Annotated in this window: 18 protein-coding genes; 14 read left to right on the forward strand and 4 right to left on the reverse strand. The window is 39.2% G+C overall.

Annotated features, from left to right (window positions below; genetic code table 11):
* Nucleotides 1-30: 30 nt before the first annotated feature.
* From FYJ25_RS14580 to FYJ25_RS03595, 5 genes are all read left to right on the forward strand, one after another.
* A complete protein-coding gene (locus FYJ25_RS14580; RefSeq protein WP_243145675.1) occupies nucleotides 31-1,371 on the forward strand; it encodes a DUF4430 domain-containing protein in 1,341 nt (446 codons plus the stop codon).
* 76 nt (nucleotides 1,372-1,447) lie between these two features.
* Nucleotides 1,448-2,389, forward strand: coding sequence for an energy-coupling factor transporter transmembrane component T (locus FYJ25_RS03580; protein ID WP_154580547.1), 942 nt, complete (start codon nucleotides 1,448-1,450; stop codon nucleotides 2,387-2,389).
* A gap of 41 nt (nucleotides 2,390-2,430) precedes the next feature.
* Nucleotides 2,431-4,212, forward strand: a complete 1,782-nt coding sequence (locus FYJ25_RS03585; RefSeq protein WP_330578247.1) for an ABC transporter ATP-binding protein — start codon at nucleotides 2,431-2,433, stop codon at nucleotides 4,210-4,212.
* Nucleotides 4,213-4,215: 3 nt separating this feature from the next.
* Nucleotides 4,216-5,190 (forward strand): ECF transporter S component, encoded by a 975-nt coding sequence (locus FYJ25_RS03590; RefSeq protein WP_154580548.1) that lies wholly within the window; start codon nucleotides 4,216-4,218, stop codon nucleotides 5,188-5,190.
* 136 nt (nucleotides 5,191-5,326) lie between these two features.
* Nucleotides 5,327-6,340: a TIM barrel protein gene (locus FYJ25_RS03595; RefSeq protein WP_154580549.1), complete on the forward strand. Its 1,014-nt coding sequence runs from the start codon at nucleotides 5,327-5,329 to the stop codon at nucleotides 6,338-6,340.
* Between the two features lie 883 nt (nucleotides 6,341-7,223).
* Here the strand turns inward: FYJ25_RS03595 and FYJ25_RS03600 are convergent.
* Nucleotides 7,224-7,865, reverse strand: coding sequence for an orotate phosphoribosyltransferase (locus FYJ25_RS03600; RefSeq protein WP_154580550.1), 642 nt, complete (start codon nucleotides 7,863-7,865; stop codon nucleotides 7,224-7,226).
* Nucleotides 7,866-8,582: 717 nt separating this feature from the next.
* Between FYJ25_RS03600 and FYJ25_RS03605 the strand changes: the two genes are divergently transcribed.
* The 5 genes from FYJ25_RS03605 (at nucleotide 8,583) to FYJ25_RS03625 (ending at nucleotide 13,533) form a co-directional block, all read left to right on the forward strand.
* Nucleotides 8,583-10,007 carry an acyl-CoA carboxylase subunit beta gene (locus FYJ25_RS03605; RefSeq protein ID WP_154580551.1) on the forward strand — a complete coding sequence of 475 codons (1,425 nt, stop codon included), beginning with the start codon at nucleotides 8,583-8,585 and terminating at the stop codon, nucleotides 10,005-10,007.
* Between the two features lie 12 nt (nucleotides 10,008-10,019).
* Nucleotides 10,020-10,364, forward strand: a complete 345-nt coding sequence (locus tag FYJ25_RS03610; protein WP_154580552.1) for an OadG family protein — start codon at nucleotides 10,020-10,022, stop codon at nucleotides 10,362-10,364.
* Between the two features lie 104 nt (nucleotides 10,365-10,468).
* Entirely contained in the window at nucleotides 10,469-10,837 is a 369-nt protein-coding gene (locus FYJ25_RS03615; protein ID WP_154580553.1) for a biotin/lipoyl-containing protein, read from the forward strand.
* An 86-nt stretch (nucleotides 10,838-10,923) separates the two neighbouring features.
* Entirely contained in the window at nucleotides 10,924-12,048 is a 1,125-nt protein-coding gene (locus FYJ25_RS03620) for a sodium ion-translocating decarboxylase subunit beta (RefSeq protein WP_154580554.1), read from the forward strand.
* A gap of 72 nt (nucleotides 12,049-12,120) precedes the next feature.
* A complete protein-coding gene (locus FYJ25_RS03625; RefSeq protein WP_154580555.1) occupies nucleotides 12,121-13,533 on the forward strand; it encodes an oxaloacetate decarboxylase subunit alpha in 1,413 nt (470 codons plus the stop codon).
* A gap of 237 nt (nucleotides 13,534-13,770) precedes the next feature.
* Here FYJ25_RS03625 and FYJ25_RS03630 read toward each other — a convergent pair whose 3' ends face one another.
* On the reverse strand, nucleotides 13,771-14,190 hold the full coding sequence (locus FYJ25_RS03630) for a type II toxin-antitoxin system HicB family antitoxin (RefSeq protein WP_021907506.1): 420 nt from the start codon (nucleotides 14,188-14,190) through the stop codon (nucleotides 13,771-13,773).
* 36 nt (nucleotides 14,191-14,226) lie between these two features.
* Entirely contained in the window at nucleotides 14,227-14,415 is a 189-nt protein-coding gene (locus FYJ25_RS03635) for a type II toxin-antitoxin system HicA family toxin (RefSeq protein WP_147607400.1), read from the reverse strand.
* A gap of 285 nt (nucleotides 14,416-14,700) precedes the next feature.
* Here FYJ25_RS03635 and FYJ25_RS03640 point away from each other — a divergent pair, with 285 nt between their 5' ends.
* From FYJ25_RS03640 to thiI, 3 genes are all read left to right on the forward strand, one after another.
* On the forward strand, nucleotides 14,701-19,185 hold the full coding sequence (locus FYJ25_RS03640) for a DUF6273 domain-containing protein (RefSeq protein WP_154580556.1): 4,485 nt from the start codon (nucleotides 14,701-14,703) through the stop codon (nucleotides 19,183-19,185).
* Nucleotides 19,186-19,540: 355 nt separating this feature from the next.
* Nucleotides 19,541-20,689 (forward strand): cysteine desulfurase family protein, encoded by a 1,149-nt coding sequence (locus FYJ25_RS03645; protein WP_154580557.1) that lies wholly within the window; start codon nucleotides 19,541-19,543, stop codon nucleotides 20,687-20,689.
* A gap of 31 nt (nucleotides 20,690-20,720) precedes the next feature.
* Nucleotides 20,721-21,905, forward strand: a complete 1,185-nt coding sequence (thiI, locus tag FYJ25_RS03650; protein WP_154580558.1) for a tRNA uracil 4-sulfurtransferase ThiI — start codon at nucleotides 20,721-20,723, stop codon at nucleotides 21,903-21,905.
* A gap of 82 nt (nucleotides 21,906-21,987) precedes the next feature.
* Here thiI and FYJ25_RS03655 read toward each other — a convergent pair whose 3' ends face one another.
* Complete coding sequence (locus tag FYJ25_RS03655; protein ID WP_021907228.1) at nucleotides 21,988-22,224, reverse strand: HPr family phosphocarrier protein; 237 nt, start codon at nucleotides 22,222-22,224, stop codon at nucleotides 21,988-21,990.
* A 257-nt stretch (nucleotides 22,225-22,481) separates the two neighbouring features.
* Between FYJ25_RS03655 and mtaB the strand changes: the two genes are divergently transcribed.
* Entirely contained in the window at nucleotides 22,482-23,834 is a 1,353-nt protein-coding gene (mtaB, locus tag FYJ25_RS03660) for a tRNA (N(6)-L-threonylcarbamoyladenosine(37)-C(2))-methylthiotransferase MtaB (RefSeq protein WP_154580559.1), read from the forward strand.
* Nucleotides 23,835-23,857 lie beyond the last annotated feature (23 nt).

Raw genomic sequence — 23,857 nt, forward strand, 5'->3', positions numbered from 1 at the left:
GTACAGAAAAAGAAAAAGGAAGGTGTTACTATGAAAAGAAAAAGAGGACTGGTACATGTTATTCTGGCATTACTTATGAGTATGCTGCTGATTGTTTCAACGGGCTGTGGAAAGTCCGGGAGTGGAGACAGTTCTTCTGATAAAAAGACGGATAAGACAGAGACACTTGCAGATGTGAATACCATTCCGGAAGATGGGGTTATTACAAAGGAACAGTTTAAGACGGTTGCCGGAGAAAATAAAAAGGTACAGTTTAAGGGGACAACAGATGATGGAATTACATATATCTGGACGTATGACTGTTCAAAGATTCAGAATCCGGCAGATCAGAATTTAAAGATTGATTTTTCAGAGAAAGATCTTGATGATTTAAAGAAGCAGGCAAACAATGCCAATGATGCATTGAAGATGACGATGTATGGGAAAGGGCTGATCTGTGTACCAGATTTAGAGGTACAGCTTCCGGAAGCGTGGCAGTCCAATTCTGCATATCTTGTAAAAGAGCAGTCTGGAAAGCTTGCAAGGATGAGCGATGTTGTGGTAACAGCACAGGTGAAGGAAGAGAATGCAAAGAAACAGGATAAAAAGACGCAGGATACAGAGACAGAAGAGGAAGATTCTTCGGACAAAACCGCAGAAAGTACAACACAGGCAAAGAAAGATACGAAGCCAAAAGAAGGAACGACCTCTTTAAAAATGAGTGTTACTTCACTGGATGGAGATTGTTATATTATTGGAGGAATTACGGAGCAGCAGAATAAAGGTGCGGCATCGGCGAATAAGGCGGAAAACGGAACAACGAACAGTGAATCGGAAGGAAGTGATGAATCGGAGAATTCAGGAGAGAATTCCTATAATGAAGAAGGCAGTTCAGGAAGTGGAGATGTTTCTGATGGAGGCGCTTCTTCCTCTGGTTCTTCAGGTAAGCAGGATGTTGCAAACGATGAAGAAGTTTCAGGTTCTTCCCATACGTGTACGATTTCAATCAGCTGCGCGACGATTCTTAATAACATGAGTGATTTAAAAAGTGGCAAGGAAGAATTTGTTCCTTCTGATGGATGGATTCTGGCGGCTTCCGAGGTAGAATTTACGGAAGGAGAGTCTGTACATGACGTATTACAGCGTGTATGTAAGGATGCAGGAATCCAGATGGAGTCTTCTTTTACACCGGCTTATAATTCAGCTTATGTGGAAGGAATTAATAATCTGTATGAATTCGACTGCGGACAGCTTTCCGGATGGATGTATAACGTGAATGGCTGGTTTCCTAACTACGGATGCAGTAAGTATACGGTACAGGACGGCGATGTGATCAACTGGGTTTATACATGTAATCTTGGTAAAGATGTTGGAGATAATTCGATGTATTAAGGATGTATGAAATAAAGATTTGATATAATAAAGATTTAATATAATAGAAATTTGATGTAATGGAGATTTGATTTAGATGAAAGATACATTTTCTACATATCATCCTGTTTTAAATATGCTGTATTTTTGTGGGACGATCGGGGTGACGATGTTTGTCGTTCACCCTGTGATTCTGGCAATTTCATTTATATGCGCCGTTGCGTATTCCGTTGTTTTAAAAGGATGGAAAAAGACGGTAAAGTTTAATCTGCTCTTCTCATTACCGATGATGATTATTGTTGCCCTGATCAATCCGATGTTTAATCATTATGGAGTAACGATTATAGGATATCTTCATAATGGAAATCCGTTTACATTAGAAAGTTGTGTGTACGGTCTTGTGATGGCAGTGATGCTGGTATGTACTCTTGTATGGTTTTCCTGCTACACAGTTGTTATGACATCAGATAAGTTTATTTATCTTTTTGGAAGGATCATCCCGGCGCTTTCTTTAGTACTTTCCATGTGCCTTCGCTTTGTACCGAAGTTTATCAAAGAAGCATCTGTTATTTCTGATGGGCAAAAGTGTGTCGGACGAAGTGTAGAGAATGGGAGCCTTATTAAGAGAGCAAAGCATGGGATTACGATTTTTTCGATTCTGGTTACCTGGTCTTTGGAGAATGCGATTGAAACATCGGATTCAATGAAGTGCCGGGGATATGGAGAGAAGGGCAGAACCGCCTTTTCCTTATATCATTTCGATAAAAGGGATTTTTTGTGCCTTATTTTTATGATCATTACATTCGGAGCAGCGATGTGGGGCTTTTCAAAGGGGTATGCATTTTGTTCTTATAATCCTCGGATCGTTGTAAAGGGAGTACCCTTTACAGCAGGCAGCCTGATTGTCTTTGCCGCTTTTTTATTGTTTAGTATCATGCCAGCAGCGATGGAGATTTTAGACCGAAGGATGTGGAAGGCGAGAAGAGGACAGGTAGAAAGTGCAGCACCGGCTGGGTACCGTTTGTGGGAAGTTGAATAGCCGTATATACAGGAGATAAAAAGCAAGTTTGGAGGTGCAGGGTGACAGCGAATGGTTTGTCAGAAAAGAAAAATAGTATATTAGAAATCAATGATTTGTGTTTTGCTTATCCAGAAGAAAAAAAGAGGGCGCTAAATCATGTTTCTTTGCATGTGGAGGACGGGGAATTCCTTGTTCTTTGCGGAAAGAGTGGATGTGGAAAGAGTACACTTCTGACACATTTAAAGACTCCCCTAACGCCGCATGGAAAGCGAAAAGGAGAGATTTTTTTTCAGGGAGTACCAATCGGGGAGATGAGTAACCGGGAGCAGAGTCAGAGGATTGGCTATGTATTACAGAATCCGGATAATCAGATCGTGACAGATAAAGTGTGGCATGAGCTGGCATTTGGTTTGGAAAGCCTTGGATACAGTAACGCAGATATCCGTATCCGGGTAGCGGAAATGGCAAGTTATTTTGGGATTCAGGACTGGTTTTATAAAAATGTATCGGAACTTTCTGGAGGACAGAAACAGCTTTTGAATCTGGCATCTATCATGGCCATGCATCCGGATATGCTGATTCTTGATGAGCCGACCTCTCAGCTTGATCCGATTGCAGCTTCTGATTTTTTGGAAACAGTAAAGAAGATTAATCGTGATCTTGGAACGACAATTATTCTTACGGAACATCGTTTAGAGGAAGTATTTCCTTCTGCTGACAGGGTAGTGGTCATGGATGAAGGGCAGATTTTATGTGTTGGCACACCGTCGGAAATCGGAGAAGAATTAAAGAAGCGCAATCATGAGATGTTTTTAGCTATGCCGGTACCGATGCAGGTTTATGCCAAAGTAGAGTCAGAGCAGCCCTGCCCGATTACTGTTCGTGACGGGCGAAAGTGGCTGGACATAGTTTGTAAGAAAAAAGGCATTTCACCAGCAAATGCATCTTCTTCATATAGAAAAGAGAGTGATTCCCAAAAAGGAAAATCTTCTTTTTCTAAGATTACAGAAAAGTTTAAAGAGAAAAAAGAAGATATCATCTTAGCGTGTGATGATCTGTGGTTCCGCTATGATAAAGAACTGCCGGATGTCGTAAAGGGACTAAGCTTTTCCTTAAAGAGAGGAGAATTCTTTGCGTTGCTTGGAGGAAATGGAACCGGGAAGTCAACAACACTTTCACTTTTGAGCCGTTTGAGAAAGCCATATCGTGGAAAAGTACTTTTAGAAGGTAAGGATATCCGTCGTTACAACGATAAAGAACTGTTCCGCAATTTCCTTGGAGTACTGCCGCAAAACCCACAGTCTCTTTTTGTAAAGAAAAGTGTGGAATTAGAACTGTTTGAAATGGTAGGCGGTGTAAAAGAGAAAAAGGATGAAGAATATCAGCTTGCCATGGATAAAAAGGATGCGGTGGAAGGAATCATTAAGGTAACACATTTGGAAGAATTACTGCATCGTCATCCGTATGACTTAAGCGGGGGAGAGCAGCAGAGGCTTGCCCTGGCTAAGATTTTGTTATTGCGGCCAAAGCTTTTGTTAATGGATGAACCGACCAAAGGACTTGACAGCTATTTTAAAAAAGAATTTGCCGGAATACTGGCATTACTCAAAGAGCAGGGCGTAACTGTTTTTATGATTTCTCATGATATTGAGTTCTGCGCTTCTTATGCAGACCGATGTGGTTTATTTTTTGATGGAAATATTGTGGCATGTGGAACTCCGGGAGAATTCTTTGCCGGAAATAATTTTTATACAACAGCGGCAAACCGAATGGCTAGAAGGTATTTTCCCATGGCGGTTACCGAGGAGGACGTTGTGGAATGTCTTAAAAAAGGAGTGTGAACAATGGCAGACTGGAAATCAAGTCAGGAGTTCCTGAAAGAATTTTACGCTTCTCCGATTGTGAATGAAGATACGATTCCTGCAAAGATAAAGCGTATCTTTTTACCAAAAAGCAGGAAAGTTTCTGCTTTAAAAGAATTAGCAGGAGATTTGTCAGGAGAAGGCAGGGCGGGAGATGTCATTTTAGATAATGATATGTTTGAGATGGATACCGAAATCTGGAAAAAGCAGGAAAAACGCAGGCTTTCTGTTCGTACCAGAGTAAGTCTCTTTCTCTTGCTTGTAGCGATTCCCCTCACAATTGCTGTCGGATTTTATGTTATGGATGTTGCCGCCGTTGGCACAATATTTGAAAAGATTTTTGGTCCAAGAAAGTATTATTTTATTAGCCTGGTAATCATTATATACTCGTTATTACCGTTTTTTATGGTATTTGAGGGACGAAAACCTCAGGTGAGAGAGCTAGTTGTTCTTGCAACAATGGTCGCACTGGCAACCGCCGGCCGGGCAGCATTTTTTATGATACCGAGCTTTAAGCCGATTATAGCAATCGTGATCATCAGTGCAATCGCATTTGGTGGCGAAGCAGGATTCTTAGTTGGTGCCATGACGATGGTAGTCAGCAACTTCTTATTTGGGCAGGGACCATGGACCCCATGGCAGATGTTTGCGATGGGTTTTATCGGATTTTTGTCAGGAATCCTTTATCGGATAGGACTGCTTCCGACCAAACGGTTCAGCCTTTGTATATATGGATTCCTTGTGACGGTGTTCATTTATGGAGGAATCATGAATCCAGCGGCTCTCTTTATGAGTGTGTATGATTTTACATGGGAAGGACTGCTTGCAATCTATATTTCAGGTATTCCGGTAGATCTTGTTCATGCCAGTTCTACATTTATTTTTCTGTGGATTGGAGCAAAGCCATTGTTGGAAAAGCTGCAGCGGATAAAAATAAAATATGATCTGATGAGATGAATAGCTGGGGCATTTTTGAATTTCAGAAAGATTGCCAGAATGCAGGGGTATTTTTGAAATAAGTATAGATGATAAGTATAGATAAAATGTATTCTTAGAAAGATTCTGAGAGTATACGAGATTGAAGGGGGAAACTATGCAAAAAATACCAGAATGTCGTTCCATGAATTTTTCAATTTATGAAGGGATGCTAAATCGTTATAAAGATAGTGAAGATATCAGAAAGTCTTATGAGTCACGAGGATTAAATGGACTGGAAGTGATTCGGGCAGGCGAGCCAGATGAAGGAAAGATTCTGCCGGATATGGTGAACGGGGTACATCTGTATTTTCATATTTTCTGGATGGACTGGTGGAAAGGGAATTATGAACGCCTAGATCAGGAATTTGATTCAAGAGAGCAGTGGCTGGAATACTTTGGAGGAATGAGCAGGGAATCTTATCTGAACAGTTTGCGGGACGATCTTGCCTATGCAGAACAAGTTGGAGCAAAGTATGTAGTTTTCCATGTTTCAGAAGTGACACTTCGGGAGAGCTATATTTATAAATACCGCTATACAGATAAAGAAGTGATTGATGCAAGCTTAGAGGTCATCAATCCCCTCCTTGATGAAAAAGAATATCCATTCGACTTTCTTGTAGAGAATCTCTGGTGGAGCGGTCTTACCTTGAAAAATGTCCGCCTCACCCGCCGGCTTATAGAAGGAATGCATACACAAAAAAAGGGAATCATGCTCGATACCGGGCATTATATGAATACAACAACACAGCTAAAGACTCCGGAAGATGCCGTAGCATATCTGAATAAAATGATAGACAAATACGAAAAAGCACAGATGCTCCACTGGTTTAAAGGAATGCACCTGCAGCTGTCACTTGGAGGGGATTATGTAAGAAAACAGCGAAAAGAATGGAGAGAACATCCGATAGACTTTGATAAGATTCCATTTTATGAACTATTTCGCCTTGCATATGACCATGCCTGTCATATTGATCTGCATCAGCCTTTTATCGGAGAAGGTGTCCGGGAATTTGTAGAGCGCGTAGCACCAAAGTATGTCACACTGGAATATCAGCAAAACAGCCGGGAAGAATATGAACAATTCGTAGAAGCCCAAAGCAAAATTTTGAAATGGATTACGATTCATTAGGGGAAAACAGACGAAAAAAGGAACCATGCCATATCCCATCTGCTCTGTAGTCGCTGTGTTTAAGATGCTCATCCGCATCTTAAACCCGCTCCGAAGCCGCATCTGGGATATGGCATGGTTCCTTTTTTCTGTGTTTTGGCTCCAGAAGGGATGAATGTAATCGCCTTTGGGGAGGGAAGGGGGAGAAGTCAGGAAACTCCTGCTTGCTCGAAAGGTATATCAGATGTGAGATGACTCCCACCTCTCGTAGCAAGAATGCCGGGGCATTCTTGAATGTTCAGAAGATTATTTTCTTTTATAATGATAAATTTATCATGTACAGTGATAGCATGCGGTATCATCTTATCATTAGTGAAACTTGAAAAAAGGTTCAGAATAGTGGAGATGAAATCAGAATAAGTCACAATCTTCTGACCGCTCCCCCCTTTCCTTCCCAAAGACTATTGAATTTCTTCCTTCTGGAGCAAGCAAGCAGAAAATAAAAAGAATAGACCATAGGAAATGTAATGTGAGAGCAAGTAAAAATGCCGAACAGGCATTTTCTACGCAGTGATATCTTTACATTTCCTATGGTCTATTCTTTTTATTTTCGTCTGTCTCCTTCTAAATGAATGAAATAGTAAATCGGAAGGCTTTGACCTCTATTGCTATTTTCTTATGCGGAATAGTTCTTTGATTAAAAATCATAGCCTTCTGGGCAATCCCCCATTCTCACCAACTGTGGATTTAGTATAGTCAGAAAAAAGAAATACTGGCATATCCCAGATGCGGCTTCGGAGCGTGTTTAAGATGCGAACGAGCATTTTAAACACAGCGACTATAGAGCAGATGGGATATGCCAGTATTTCTTTTTTCGTCTATACGAAATCTACAAAATTAGTAGTTATAATAATTCGGAATACCCATGTCCGTTTACAAGCGCATCGATTTTTTGTCCATTATTGCAATATGGGCAGTCATGTTTGCTATATGTGTGATAGGAAGGAATATCATTCGTAGTAAACAATGCATTTACAGGAAGGTTGCCGTATTCAGAGATGGCACTGAAAATCGCAGAGATTCCCTGCAGTTTACCGCCATAATATTCAATACATTCCCAGCTTCGGTTGATTGTGATACCGGTTGTGATGGAGGCCATTAAAATGATAATATTTCTGTCTTTGATCATTGGCTGGATATTTTTGCGGAAGAACATCTGTCCATCCGTATCAATTTCAGGAGTAACGATATAGATAGACTTATGCTGGTTATAGGAGAAGAATCCACTCTCTGTCAGCTTTTCTGCAAGGAAGGCTCCGATTACTTCTGTTCCGTCAAGACATACGATCGTATCGACGACAGTGTTATGTTTGTAAAGTGGAACTAAAGCTTTTGCTGCTTCTTCTGCGTTAGACTGACGTATTTTTAACGTTGTCATATCTAAGAAGTAGTTAACGTGGGAGTGTTTTGTTGCAAAATGTCCCGGATAGGCAGAGATGTGCAGGTTACAGGTTTTTGAACGAAATTCAATTTTACGGTTTTCCATGGAATATCCCCCTTTACATGTAATAGAAAAACTTTGTTTTGTATATTATACCTGTTTATGATGAAAAAATAAAGAACTGATTGTGCAAAATCACAGGTTTTTCTTGCGGTTTATAATTTTTTTTCTGATTTTTTTTAGAAAAATACTTCGTGGTAGCATATACAGTTGCATAAAACGAAAGGAAGCATTATTGGTTTATGAAAAAAGTTTGACAAAAATAGTTCAAAATTGATTTTGGATACTAAATCTTTGATTTAATATGGTGTATAAAATCTTGATGTTCGTTTGTTTGAAAAGATTGAATTACAAATGGAATTATATAGAAAGACGGAAGTATGTTTTGATACTGAAACTATTTTGTGTAAAATGACGAAAAAAGTGGACGGGGTAGGATGGTAATGAGATGTTAATTAATGTTAACAAAATAACAATATAAAAATAGATAAAAACAGTAATTATGGATTTTTTTACAGTTAAAGAGAAGAGAATGAAAGTTTGTTTGAAAAAAATATAAGAATAGGAAAGAAAATCGAAAGAATTGTTAAAAAAATTGCAACTAGGCATAATCTTTAGTTTGTTTAGTAGATGGTGTGAAATAAAATAAATGTTAAATAACTAACAGAAAATAGTTGCTATTATGATAATAATTTGTTATTATTACATAGAATGAAAGAGTAACAACGTATACAATATAGTATTTTTTATGGAGGAAAGAATATGGGTAATTCAAAGATGAATGCCAGAGAGCGTATTGACTATCTGTTTGATGACCACAGTTTTGTGGAAGTTGGCGGATATGTTTCTGCTCGTAATACCGATTATAATCTCGGTGCGAACAAGGTGGAAGGTGATGGTGTTATCACTGGCTATGGAGTAATTAATGACCGTATGGTTTATGTTTACAGTCAGGATGTTTCTGCACTGGGCGGTTCTGTCGGTGAGATGCATGCGAAGAAGATTTCTTCCCTTTATGATTTGGCGATGAAGACAGGGGCACCGATTATTGGAATGCTTGACTGTGCAGGACTTCGGTTACAGGAAGCGACAGATGCACTTCATGCTTTCGGAACTATTTTTAATAAACAGGCACAGGCATCCGGAATGATTCCACAGATTTCTGCAGTATTTGGAATGTGTGGAGGAGGAAGTGCCGTAATGTCCGCTATGTCTGATTTTACATTGATGGAGAAGGAGAACGGCAGTCTCTTTATCAACAGTCCGAATGCATTAGCAGGGAATGAAGAATCCCGTCAGAATACAGCGGGAGCGCAGTTCCAGTCTGAGCAGGCTGGCAATGTAGATTTTGTCTGTGAAACAGAGGAAGATCTTCTTGAACAGCTTCGAATTCTTGTTGATGTACTTCCTTCTGATTATGAAGCGGAAGATGCATACTTTGATAACGATGATGATTTAAACAGAATTATTCCTGAGTTGAATGATGCAGCTTATGATGCGGCTGCTATTTTAAAGTCTGTTTCTGATAGCGGTATGTATATAGAGACAAAGGCAATGTATGCAAAAGAGATGGTAACCGCATTTATCCGTTTGAACGGCGAGACGGTAGGTGCCGTTGCAAACCAGCCGGTAGACGGAGAGGCTGTTTTAACAAGGAATGGTCTTGAAAAAGCAGAAAGATTTATTAAGTTCTGTGATGCATTTGCGATTCCACTTCTTACAGTGACGAATGTGACAGGGCTTCGTGCCAACGCACATGAGGAGAGAAAGCAGGCACTCGCATTAGCGAAGTTTACGACAACACTTGCACAGGTTAGTGTACCTCGTGTTAATCTCATTGCAGGTGCGGCTTATGGAACTGCTGCGGAAGTAATGAATTCCAAAGCTATCGGTGCTGACTTTGTTCTGGCATGGCCACAGGCATCTGTAGGAATGATGGATGCAGAACAGGCAGTCCGTATCATGTATGCAGAGGAAATTGATGCAGATGATGATAAGATGGCACTGATTGCAGAGAAAACTGCGGAATATGCAGAGGGACAGAGCAGTGCATTAGCAGCTGCAAAGAGAGGATATATAGATGACATCATCGAGCCGGACGCAACAAGAAAGCGTCTGATTGCTGCTTATGAAATGCTTTACGGAAAGAAAGTAACTCCAGTGACAAAGAAGCATACGGCAGTATAGTGAGGTGAGAGTATGAACGTATTTGAACAAGCCTTATTAAATACTTTGATGGGTATGGGAACTGTATTTGCAGTACTGATTTTCATTTCTTTACTGATTTCTCTTTTTGTATATATCCCATCCATTGAAAGAGCGTTGAAGAACCGTTCTTCCAGGAAAGAGAAAAGGGCTGTGCAGGAGGAAAGACCAGCTCCAAAGCGTCCGATTATTGAAGAAGCAGCAGAAGAAGAGGAACTTGTAGATGACGGTGAACTTGTCGCAGTGATTACCGCAGCCATTATGGCAGCAAGTAGTGGTACAGCGGTAAGTGCAGATAAGCTGGTTGTCCGTTCAATCAAGAGAGTGAAGAGAAGATAGCAAAAATGTATTCTTGGAATCTTTTTATAAAGCCTTAAAAAGTTTTAAAAAGTCAGATATAGAAAGATTTTAAAAGTACATAAAATCATTCAGGAGGATTTACAATGAAAAATTATAGAATTACAGTTAATGGTGTTGCTTATGATGTAGCAGTAGAAGAATTAGGTGCAGGAGAAGCAAGTGCAGCGCCGGCAAGTGCACCAGCAGCCGCTCCGGCTCCAGCTAAGAAAGCTGCCCCAAAGACTTCCGGAAGTGCCGGTGCCGTAAAAATCACAGCACCAATGCCAGGTAAGATCGTAGCAGTAAAAGCACAGGCAGGTGCTTCTGTAAAGAAGGGCGACGCTGTTCTTGTATTAGAGGCTATGAAGATGGAGAATGAGATCTGTGCAGCACAGGATGGTGTTATCGCAAGTGTGGAAGCAGCAGTTGGAGATATGGTAGAAGGCGGAGATGTACTGGCTACAATGAACTAGAGCGTGTTTTGTAACGTACATCTTGTAGAAAGCATTTTTTAAACATGCTCTAAAGCATATTTGAAAAATAAAACGGAGGAAGATTTATGAGTTATGTTGTAGAGACAATGACGAATCTCGCAGCACAGACCGGATTTGCATTCTTAAAGCCAGGTAACTTCATTATGATACTGATTGCTTTAGTCTTCTTATATCTGGCCATCGCCAAAGGATATGAGCCACTTTTGTTAGTGCCGATTTCTTTTGGTATGCTGCTAGTTAACTTATATCCGTCCATTATGGAAGAAGGCGGATTATTACATTATTTTTACTTATTAGATGAATGGAGTATTCTCCCTTCATTGATTTTCTTAGGAGTTGGTGCCCTGACAGACTTTGGCCCGCTGATTGCCAACCCGGCAAGTTTTCTGCTTGGTGCGGCGGCACAGTTTGGTATTTACAGTGCGTATTTCCTCGCAATGCTTATGGGATTTAACGGAAAGGCAGCAGCAGCAATTTCCATTATCGGTGGAGCGGATGGTCCGACCTCTATCTTCCTTGCCGGAAAGCTTGGACAGACAGACTTAATGGGTCCGATCGCAGTAGCGGCATATTCTTATATGTCACTTGTTCCGATTATTCAGCCACCGATCATGAAGCTTCTTACAACAGAAAAAGAACGTCAGATCAAGATGGAACAGTTAAGAACGGTCACAAAGACAGAGAAGATTATGTTCCCGATCGTCGTAACAGTTGTTGTATGTCTAATCCTTCCTACAACAGCACCATTAGTTGGTATGCTGATGCTTGGTAATCTTTTCAGAGAATCCGGTGTAGTAAAACAGCTTTCAGAGACAGCATCTAACGCTCTTATGTATATTGTAGTTATTATTCTTGGTACATCCGTTGGTGCGACAACAAGTGCAGAAGCGTTTTTAAATGTCAACACGATCAAAATCGTAGTATTAGGTCTTGTAGCTTTTGCAGTTGGTACAGCAGCCGGTGTTATTTTCGGAAAGCTTATGTGTAAGGTTACCGGAGGAAAGGTAAATCCACTGATCGGTTCTGCCGGAGTATCTGCCGTTCCTATGGCAGCTCGTGTATCCCAGAAGGTTGGAGCGGATGCCGATCCATCGAACTTCCTGCTGATGCATGCGATGGGACCAAATGTTGCCGGAGTTATCGGTACGGCTGTAGCAGCCGGAACTTTTATGGCAATTTTTGGTGTATAAAGAATCGTTAGATTTGATGATGAGTTTATAAGAGTAATTCATTACGTGATTTGAAATAAAAGAGGAGAAATTATGGCTGAAATTAAGAAAAAACCAGTTAAAATCGTTGAAACTGTTCTCCGTGACGCACATCAGTCTCTGATTGCTACAAGAATGACAACAGAGGAGATGCTGCCAATCGTAGATAAGATGGATCAGGTTGGTTATCATGCAGTAGAATGCTGGGGAGGCGCAACATTTGATGCCTGCCTGCGTTTCTTAAAGGAAGACCCATGGGAGAGACTTCGTAAATTAAGAGACGGCTTCAAAAATACAAAGTTACAGATGTTATTCCGCGGACAAAACATTTTAGGATATAAGCCATATCCGGATGATGTTGTAGAATATTTCGTACAGAAGTCTATCGCAAACGGAATTGATGTCATTCGTATCTTTGACTGTTTAAATGACCTTAGAAACTTACAGACAGCGGTAAATGCAACAAAGAAAGAGGGAGGACACGCACAGATTGCCCTTTCTTATACAATTGGTGATGCCTATACATTAGATTATTGGAAAAAGACAGCGAAAAATATCGAAGAAATGGGTGCAGATTCCCTTTGTATCAAAGATATGGCAGGACTTTTAGTGCCGAATGAAGCAACTCACCTTGTAACTGCATTAAAGCAGGCAACAAACATTCCTATCGAACTTCATACACATTACACAAGTGGTGTCGGTGGAATGACTTACTTAAAAGCAGTAGAAGCAGGAGTCGATATCATTGATACAGCCATGTCTCCATTTGCAATGGGAACAAGCCAGCCGGCAACAGAAGTTATGGCTGAAACATTCCGCGGTACAGAATTTGATACAGGATTTGACCAGAAGCTTTTAGGCGAGATTGCAGACTATTTCCGCCCAATACGTGAGAAATATCTGGCAAATGGTTTAATGAGTCCCAAGGTACTTGGCGTAAATATCAAGACGTTAATGTATCAGGTACCGGGTGGAATGCTTTCTAACCTTGTATCTCAGTTAGAGCAGCAGGGAGCATCCGATAAGTTCTATGAGGTATTGGAGGAAGTGCCAAAAGTACGTAAAGACTTCGGTGAACCACCATTAGTTACACCATCCAGTCAGATTGTCGGAACACAGGCTGTATTAAATGTACTTACCGGAGAGCGTTATAAAATGATTACAAACGAGTCAAAAGCCCTTCTTCGTGGAGAATACGGCCAGACCGTAAAACCAATGAATAAAGAAGTACAGAAAAAGGCAATCGGCGATGAAAAGCCAATTACCTGCCGTCCAGCCGACCTTCTTGAACCGGAATTATCTAAGATCGAGGCAGAGATGAGCCAGTGGAAAAAACAGGACGAAGATATACTTACTTATGCATTGTTCCCACAGGTAGCAACCGAATTCTTTAAATACAGAGCGGCACAGGAGAATAAGATAGATCCTGCAAAAGCCGATGTAAAGAATGGAGCATATCCGGTATAAAGGTTTCATTTATTAAAGAAACAACCCCCGAAAGGGAAAGTAATAGCAGATGTGAAGATAATCGCGGCGTAGAAAGCTACATCTCGTAAGGAGATGTAACTTTTACTTGCTCCGACATCACATCTGCTATTACTTTCCCTTTCGGGGGTCTGTTTTTGGATAAATTGATGGTGGAGATGTGAGGATGATCGCTTGTTTCAGAGATGATGTGTTGTATAGAAAATGAAAAGGGATTGTTCAGTGAGATTGGATTTTACTTAAAAGGGCTTCCTGGAGAACCTGGGAGAAGTTAATGTTCTGTTTTATGGCAGCGTCATTGAGCCAGGAAGGAATTGTGAGATTCTTACGGACAGACTTTGTAAAGTGAGATTTGGCGTATTCGGCGACATCTACAGTAACGATATTTACAAAGGCTTCGTCAGAAGTTACGTCAAGTTCCTGCATGACTTTGTCAATATTGATATCGTTAAGTGAGGATGCAGGAGAAATATGTTCACCATCAAGGTTAGCAGAATATAAAAAACCTGCCAGACAGTCAACTGCCATAGAAAAAGCATCATCAAGCGTATCCCCACATGTAGCGATGTCAAGATCGGGAAAAATAATAGAATATCCGGAGTCTTCTTTGATGAAACAAGCTGGATAAGCAGACAACATAATAAATACCTCCTTAAATTTGGAAAACGGATGAAACTATTTTAATCCGGCCTGCTTTAAAATAGAATTTTCGGTCCCTTTCGGTATGTCTTTACAATGAAAAGGAATTGTAACTTTGCCGGATTTTGATGGGTGGATATAGTGGCGGTGGGAACCGACCTGCGCCTGAAATATCCAGCCATCAGCAAGGATAATTTTTTCCATTTCTCGTGGCTTTTTTGGCATAAATCCGTACCTCCCTGCAATATTATAATAATATGTTATGCGTACTAAGTCAATGTGTATGAAAATAAATCTAATTTAGTTCTGACAGTATGAAATATACCATATATGGGAAAATATAGCAAGAAAAAATCTTAAAGATGTGTTTGATAATAAGTAGCATTATCCAAAGAGATTAATCCTCTACAAATTCCATTGAAAAAAGGTTCACCTTTTTCCTATTTTTTGTAGTCCATAGCAATAACCCATGATAAAATAAAGACACTATACGAGAGGAGAAAGAAAAATATGAAGAAAAGAAAGATTTGGCATCGAATATTACCATTTATATTAACGGTAGCGATGCTCGCAGGTTTTTGCCCGCAGGGGATAAATTTTAAGGATATGCAGTTGACTATGCCGAAGGTGAAAGCGGCGACAACGCTTAAGAATCCGATAACGATTCCAGATGACAGTCTAGAAGCAGGGCAGAGAACGACATGGAACTGTATCTGGTTTGGAAGTTATCCGCAAAGTGAGGTAACAAAGGCAGATGGAACGATTTATAATACTTTGAAGAATAAGTTTAACTGGGAGGATAACGGGGATGGCTATGTTGGAAAGAATAAGTACAGAAGAGTAGCCAGGAAAGACGTTGAATATCCTGCAAACTGGGAGAATAATCAGGATTACCGTTATTTTAAATATGAGCCTGTTAAATGGCGTGTACTTAATGTAGATGGAGAAAAGGCTCTTCTGGTAGCCGATAAGGCGCTAGATCTAAGGCCATATCATAATACATATACGGATGTTACCTGGGAGACATGCAGCCTGCGAAGCTGGCTTAACAATGAGTTTATAAACAGTGCATTTCTAGCAAATGAACGAAGTGCAATACCAAGCACAACCGTGAAAGCGGAAAGTAGTATAAGACCAACGACAGATGGTAATAAAGTAGACGGTGGAAAGGATACAACGGATAAGGTTTTTATATTATCTTTTTCGGAAGTAAGCGGAAAATACGGATTCCGTTCGGTTGACGATTTGGATTCTTATGGAGACCATGATGAAGCTAAAAAATGTGATATGACGAATTATGCCCATGCAGTTATTTCTTCATGGACAGAAGGGAAGGAAGATTGCTACTGGTGGATTCGAAACCCGGGAGATTATTCTAATCTGGCAGTAATATCTGGTGAGAATGGAAGGGTTTTAGGATATGGAAATGGCGTAAATGCAAGTCAGCCGGCTGTTCGTCCTGCTCTATATCTCAATCTTTCCAACAAGAAAGTGTATTCGGATGCCGGTACTGTATGTTCTAATGGTAAAGTAAAAGAATCGAAAAAAGAAGAGGGCTATGTAGAGGACAATGATTTTGTCAATCAGCTTGATGTGGCAAATATGCTGGAAGATATTGAGATAAGTGGCGGTAAATTTTCTTCTCCTGAAATGGAAATTCTAGGTAAAAAAGTATCTTTGATAAATGCAGATGCAGATGTAAAGCTTTCTGTGGGGGATTCTGTACAGGCAGTTTATAATAAAGAAAATAAAACTGTGGAAGTTCTGATCGGTTTTAAAAAGATGGATGATAGTGTGGTAATCGGTCCTGATGGCAATAAAACAGCGTACTGGAGCGAATCCTACAGGAAAGTAAAGAATCTCTATCAGGACGCAACAGGTAAAAAAGTAACTACAACCAAACTTTGGAACGACTATTCGAAACTGCGAGGAAAGCTGAAAAAACAGAATGCAAGTCTTGGGCTTAAGGCAAGTGCGTCTGTAGCAGGATATTTAGAATTTTCCTGTGGAAGTGGGAAACCAGTATTTTCCAAAGGTGGAATCGTGACAGAGATGAAGACTGGCGCAGATTATACATTCCACTGGAACCCACCGTTTTCAGCGGTATATACAAGAATAGGAGTAGGAGTTGACAGTGCAGGTAATCTCGAACTGAAATACAACAATGCAAAGCAGTTTGTATTTTCTGGAAGTCTTGCAATTAATGGTACATTAGAAGGTGCGATTGGAATTGGAAGTAAGAGAGGCGGAACTTATGCAGAAGGTACATTAACTGGAAAGATGAACTCCAAACTGAAGTTCCCTGTAGCATCTTTGGAAGATTCCCTGGAAGTTACCGGAAATCTGACGGCAAAAATTAATATTGCTGTACTTAACTATGATTTGACAGAAGACAATTTAAAACATGATTTCGGAGATTATCAATTCTATCCGACACAGAGCAAGGCAAAGATGCGCAGTATACAAAAGAGTGCCCAAAGCGTAATTGATGAATCGGAGATGACATTAACAGACCGTTCTTATCTAAAGGATGCAGAGAATAGTATCCAGGCATACGCATTGGATGGAACTTTTGAAAAGGAAAATTGTTTTCCAAATAGTGCACCGCAGCTTCTTTCTTTCACTAATGGTAAAAAGCTTTTAATTTGGAACGATGATAATCCAGAAAAAGATAAGAAGAATAATGTTGCCATCTATTACTGTGTGTATGATGGCCAAAGCTGGGGCGAGCCAAAGCTTCTTGAGGATGCAGGTTGTCTTTGCGGCAGTGTTTCAGCAGTGGAGAATAATGGAACGGTAAATATTGTATTTTCACGTTCAAATGGACAGGTGTATGAAGAAGATACCTTGGATGATACATTACGTCAGATGGATTTATATACTGCGGAATTTGACGGAGAAAACTTTTCTTTTCCAGATAAATTAAAAACAGAAGAAGATTATATGGGAAGTGGTAATATAAATTCCGTATATGAAATGATGTATAGTGTTGGGGTTAATGAGGATCAGTTATGCTATGCGTGGGTAGAAAACACAGAGAATTCTTATTTTCTGTCAGAAGGAAGTAATTCTATTTACAGAGTAAAAGATGTGGGCGGCGGTGTTGTTGATAAGGAATCTATCCGATATACTACAGATACCGTATCTGATTTCGTAATGAGTAAAGATGGCAGATACATGGCGTGGAAAGAAACAAGTTCTGATGATGATATCGGCAAAATTTATGTATCGACTGGATCAGGAGATGTAAAATCAATTTCTGCGGACGAAGAATTTTCTAATTTAAAAATTGCAGATGGTAAATTATTTGCGACAAAAGAAGATGGAATCTGTTACTGGGATCTTGCTACAAGAAAAGAAGAAGGCGAATGTTCTCTGAATCTGAGTGATTACGAAGTAGTGAAGAATGGAGAATCCTATACGATCGTCTATCGTCAGGTAGATGAGAATGGAAAGCAGACACTCTGGATGGTAAAAGGCAGCGAGTTAAATTGGGGAGAATCTGTTCAGATTTCAGACGATAATTCCTACATAAGAAGCATGAGCATTTCTTTAGATGAAGAAGGAAATGTAATGGCTGCCCAGAATCTTTTAGACGTTACAAAAGACGGTGTGCAGTTTGATAAGGGTACATTAAAAGTAGATACTTTAGATAGCTATGCAGACCTTATCTGTGGGGATTACCTTGCTTATGATTCCGATAAAATTGTTCCAGATGGAGATGCCGACTTTACTTTCTCTGTTTTAAATAACAGCCAAAAAGAAATGAATTCTTTTGAGGCAGTAATAAAGGATGAGAAGGAAAATGTCCTCTATTCAGGTGAAGTATCCGAAAATATAGCACCTGGAGAAGAAAAAGAATGTACAGTAACTGCTCATTTACCAGCAAGCATACAAAAAACAAAAGTAACTTTGACAGTAACACCTTCTTATCATGAGGCAGATGCAACAAACAACAGTTGCTCTACAACTTATGGTTATGCCAATATACAGATTACAAATGTAGAACAAAAAGAGAATAACCAGGTTGCAGTTACAATGACGAATACTGGATATGAAGCAATTACAGGTTCGTCCATTGCATTTTATCTTAATTCAGAAGAAGATACACCGATTTATTCTGGTGAAGGTTCGGCATTAGCTGTAGGAAAAACAGTTACAAAGACGTATACCATTCCTGAAAATGTGTTAGAAGGAGAAGCAGGAACGGCATCTTTAATTTGTGTTGTCACACCAAAAGAAGAAGAGCAGGAAACTGCAGATAATACAGGATATCTGGAATTCTCATGGAATAAAACTAAGCCGGTTGATCCAGGCAAACCAAAACCGGATGATTCAAAGAAGGATGATAACACAGACAAACCAAAACCAGACGATTCCAAGAAGGATGATACTACAGACAAACCGAAACCAGACGATTCCAAGAAAGATGATAATACAGATAAACCAAACGATATTTCAAATCGCCAGATAAAAGTAAGTTCTATTCAAATTGCCGGAATTTCCAAACAGATTGCGCAGGGAAAGAAAGTTATTTTAAAAGCTGCAGTTTATCCAAATACAGCAACAAACAAAAGGATAATCTGGACTTCCTCAAATCCAAAAGTAGCGACAGTAAATGCAAATGGTGTTGTAACAGTGAAAAAGAAAACCGGAGGAAAGAAGGTAACGATTACAGCAACGGCGACTGATGGCAGCAGAGTTTCCGCATCCTGGAAAGTAACTTCCATGAAAGGAATCGTAAAGAAGGTGAAAATTACAGGAGCGAAAACTGTTAAAGCAGGAAAAAGCCTGAAATTAAAAGCGAACGTAACCGCTACAAAGAAAGCGAATAAAAAGTTACAGTGGACATCCTCCAACACAAAATATGCCACTGTTAATGCCAAAGGCGTAGTCAAAACTAAAAAGACCGCCAAAAGAAAAACTATAAAAATCACAGCGATGGCAACCGATGGAAGCGGCAAAAAAGCAACCTTTAAAATCAAGGTAAAGTAATTATAATATCAAGGTTTTCTTGAATTTTTGATCACATCTTCTCTAACAGCCAGTAAAATGACTTTGGAGAGCCAATAAACAGAAAATGAAAAAGGATATTACCCTCAAGATGTAATGTCGGAGTGAGTGAAAATGCGACTGAGCATTTTGCTCGAACGACTATCTTTACAGCTTGAGGGTAATATCCTTTTTCATTTTCGTTTGTTTATCCGCAAAATCCATTTTACTTCTCTCTCATTTTATGTTATGTTTATATACGATTATGCCATTTTTTATGGCTGCTTTTTTGAGTATAGAGAATGGAATGAAAAAACAATAAGACATAATATATTTTTTGAAGGAGTTGTAAACGAGAATGTCAGAGATTTATTTTGACAATGGAGCGACCACAAGAGCGCTGCCGCAGGTGCGTGAGATTATGGATGAAGTACTTGAGAAAGAGTATGGGAATCCTTCTTCTATGCATATGAAAGGATTTGATGCAGAGAAGTATGTCAATCACGCGAAAGAGATTATTGCAAAGAGCCTGAAAGTTGATCCAAAGGAGATTTATTTTACTTCTGGTGGTACAGAGGCGAATAATCTTGCATTGATCGGTACTGCATTTGCAAATAAAAGAGAGAGAAAGCACATTATTACAAGCTGTATTGAACATGCTTCTGTATATAATCCATTATCTTTTTTGGAAGATGAGGGATTTGAAGTGACCTATCTTCCTGTCGATGAACATGGAATCGTAGATTTAGAGGCATTAAAGAAGGCGCTTCGTAAAGATACATTGATGGTTTCTATTATGTGCGTGAATAATGAGATTGGTGCCATCGAACCGGTTGAGGAGATTGGAAAGATTGTAAAGTCTTTTGATCCAAAGATTTTATTCCATACCGATTGTATTCAGGCATATGGTAAGTTGAATTGTTACCCTAAGAAATGGAAAGCAGATATGATTTCTGTAAGTGGACATAAGATTCATGGTCCAAAGGGAATCGGATTTATTTATATTAAGAATGGAACAAAGATAAAGCCGATCATCTGGGGTGGAAATCAACAGAAGGGAATGCGTTCCGGAACAGAAAATGTACCGGGAATTGCAGGGCTTGGTAAGGCGGCAGAGTTGATTTATGAGAATCATGAGGAAAAGATCGCACATATCAGAGAGATAAAGGAGCATTTTATAAAAAGAGTGATGGAAGAGATTCCAGATGTGAAGGATAATTCCGGAGATGCTCCGCATGTGGCGAGTATCAGCTTTTTAGGAGTAAGAAGTGAAGTGCTTCTTCACGCATTAGAAGAACGTGAGATTTATGTATCAGCAGGTTCTGCCTGTTCATCTAATAAACCGGAAGTCAGCGGTACTTTGAAGGGCATTGGTCTTACAAAGGAATACTATGAATCGACGCTTCGTTTTTCATTCTCTATTTTTAATACAGTAGAAGAAGCAGATATTTGTGTGGAGGCATTAAAGGAGTTATTACCGATGCTTCGGAGATTTACAAGACGATAAAACAATTAGAACATATAAAAAGGAGATATTTATGGAATTTAAAGCATTTTTGATTAAATATGCGGAAATAGGAATCAAGGGAAATAACCGCCGCTTTTTTGAAGATGCCCTTGTTCGTCAGATGAAGTATGCATTAAAGCCGGTTGGAGAGTTTGCTATCCGAAAAGAATCCGGACGTATTTTTGTACATGCATTAGAAGAATATGATTTTGATGAGGCAGTGGAAAGTTTAAGCCATGTATTTGGTATTGCAGGAATCTGTCCGATCGTAGTGGAAGAAGATAAAGATTTTGAAAAGATTGCAGAAGTGGTAGAAAAATATGTTGATGAAGATTATGCAGACAAGCATTTTTCTTTTAAAGTACATGTAAGAAGAGCAGATAAAAAGTATCCGATTCCTTCTATGGAAGCGGCAGCCCGTCTTGGAGAGAGATTGTTAGAGAAGTTTGAGGACTTAAGTGTTGATGTACACAATCCAGATGTTATGCTTACAGTGGAGATTCGTGATAAGGTATATATTTATTCCAGAGAAATCGCAGGACCGGGTGGAATGCCGGTTGGTACAAACGGAAGAGCGATGCTTCTTCTTTCCGGTGGTATCGACAGTCCTGTAGCAGGTTATATGATTTCTAAGAGAGGGGTAAGTATTGATGCAACTTACTTCCATGCACCTCCTTACACAAGTGAGAGAGCAAAGCAGAAGGTTGTAGATTTAGCGAAAGAAATCGCAAAGTATACAGGACCGATCACTCTGCATGTCGTTAACTTTACAGATATTCAGATGGCGATCTATGAGAAGTGTCCACATGATGAACTTACGATCATTATGCGCCGTTATATGATGAAGATTGCAGAACATTTTGCTAATCAGGATAACTGTCTTTCTCTTGTTACAGGAGAAAGTATCGGACAGGTTGCCAGTCAGACGATGCACAGTTTGTATGTAACGAATGAAGTTTGTCAGATGCCGGTATTCCGTCCATGTATCGGACTTGATAAAAATGAAATCGTAAAAGTGGCAGAAAAGATTGGAACATATGAGACATCTATTCTTCCGTATGAAGATTGCTGCACGATCTTTGTAGCAAAACATCCGGTTACCAAGCCGAGATTAGATGTGATCAAACGTTCTGAGAAAAATCTTGATGACTGTATTGATGAATTGATGAAAACAGCGATCGAGACAACAGAAGAGATTAAGATTCATGCACATTAATTGAAAAATGTATTAAAAAAACCGGGGAAAATAAAGTATTTTCCTCGGTTGATTTCATACATTATGTAACTGTGCAATAGAATTATTCAGTTACTAAATATGGCTGTAACTGTTCCATGATCTCATCGAGATTATCAGCGTTATGGATATTCAGATCAATAGGTTTAGAAATATCTAAACTGAAAATTCCCATGATAGATTTTGCATCAATAACATAACGACCGGAAACTAAATCAAATTCTGCATCAAAGCGATTGATAACATTAACAAATGTTTTTACCTTGTCGATGGAATTTAAAGAGATTTTAATCGTTTTCATGTATACGTTCCTCCTTAAAATGTCTATATATTTTTAATAATATAGTACCTTTTTAGTGTAAAAAAGTCAATAGACTTAAGGAGAATTTGGAAAATATTATCTAATAATAAAGGGTAATTTATTGTCCTTCCTTTCTGTTGATTTTTTTTATATATGTTTATATGATTAAAGAAGGTAACGTGTGAGAATAAAATGATAAAAGGTTCCGAGAGTGTATTAGAGCAGAAAAGGAGAAACGGAAAAAGGAGATTTTATATATGAGCAAAAGAAGAGCGGCATTTCTTACACTGGGCTGTAAGGTAAATCAGTATGAGACTGATGCGATGGAAGAAATTCTTGAAAAGAATGGATATGACATTGTCAGTTTTAAAGAGACAGCGGATGTCTATATTATAAATACTTGTTCTGTTACTAATATGGCAGACAGAAAGAGTCGTCAGATGATCCACCGGGCAAAGAAGAATAATCCGGATGCAGTGATCGTGGCGGCAGGATGTTATGTACAGGCTGCAGAAAAAGAAATGGTGGAGAAAAATATGGCAGATATCCTTGTCGGTAATAATAAAAAGAAGGATATTGCACAGATCCTTGAGGAATATTTTGCAGTAAAGGAAGAAGAACAGAAGGTTCCGTTAGTTTCTGAAGTAATTGATATTAACCATACAAAAGAATATGAAGATTTGACAATTCATAAAGTAAATGAGCATACACGAGCATATATTAAAATACAGGATGGATGTAATCAGTTTTGCTCTTATTGCATCATTCCTTATACAAGAGGAAGAATCCGCAGCAAAAACCCCGAAGAAGTTATTGAAGAGGTAAAGAATCTGGCAGCACAGGGATATAAGGAAATCGTGCTTACCGGAATTCATTTAAGTTCTTATGGTAAAGATCTGGGGGATATAACGCTTCTTGATGTGATTCAGAGAATACAGCAGATAGAGGATATTGAAAGGATTCGTCTTGGTTCTTTAGAACCACGAATTATTACAGAACAATTTGTAAAGGAATTAAGAGCGTGTGATAAAGTCTGTCCACACTTCCATCTTTCTTTACAGAGCGGCTGTGATGAAACGTTAAAGCGTATGAACCGTAAATATACAACGGAGGAATATGAGACGGCCTTAAATGTTCTTAGAACATATTACGAGCATCCAGCGCTGACTACTGATGTTATCGCCGGTTTTGTCGGGGAGACAGAAGAGGAGTTTGAAAAAACAAGAGCATATCTTGAAAAGATTAATCTTTACGAAATGCATATTTTCAAGTATTCTGTAAGAGAGGGAACAAGAGCGCAGAAGATGTCCGGTCATGTGCCAGAGCAGGTAAAGACAGAGCGTTCCGATGTACTTCTTGCGATGGCAAAGCGCCATAAATCGGAATTTGAAAAGTGGTATGTTGGAAGAAAAGAAAAAGTACTTTTAGAAGAAATCATAGAGAAGAATGGTAAAAAATATTTCCAGGGATATACTGCTCATTATGTGAAAGTTGCGGTAGAATTGTCGGAAAATGATACAAAATTAAGACAAAATGAAGTAATTGTAGTAGATATTCAAGGATTTATTGATGAAAATTTACTGTACGGAAAAGTTTCGATTGAATTTTAATGTCACTCATAGTAAAATATTTA

Source organism: Anaerobutyricum soehngenii (assembly GCF_009697165.1).
GTDB lineage: Bacteria > Bacillota > Clostridia > Lachnospirales > Lachnospiraceae > Anaerobutyricum > Anaerobutyricum soehngenii.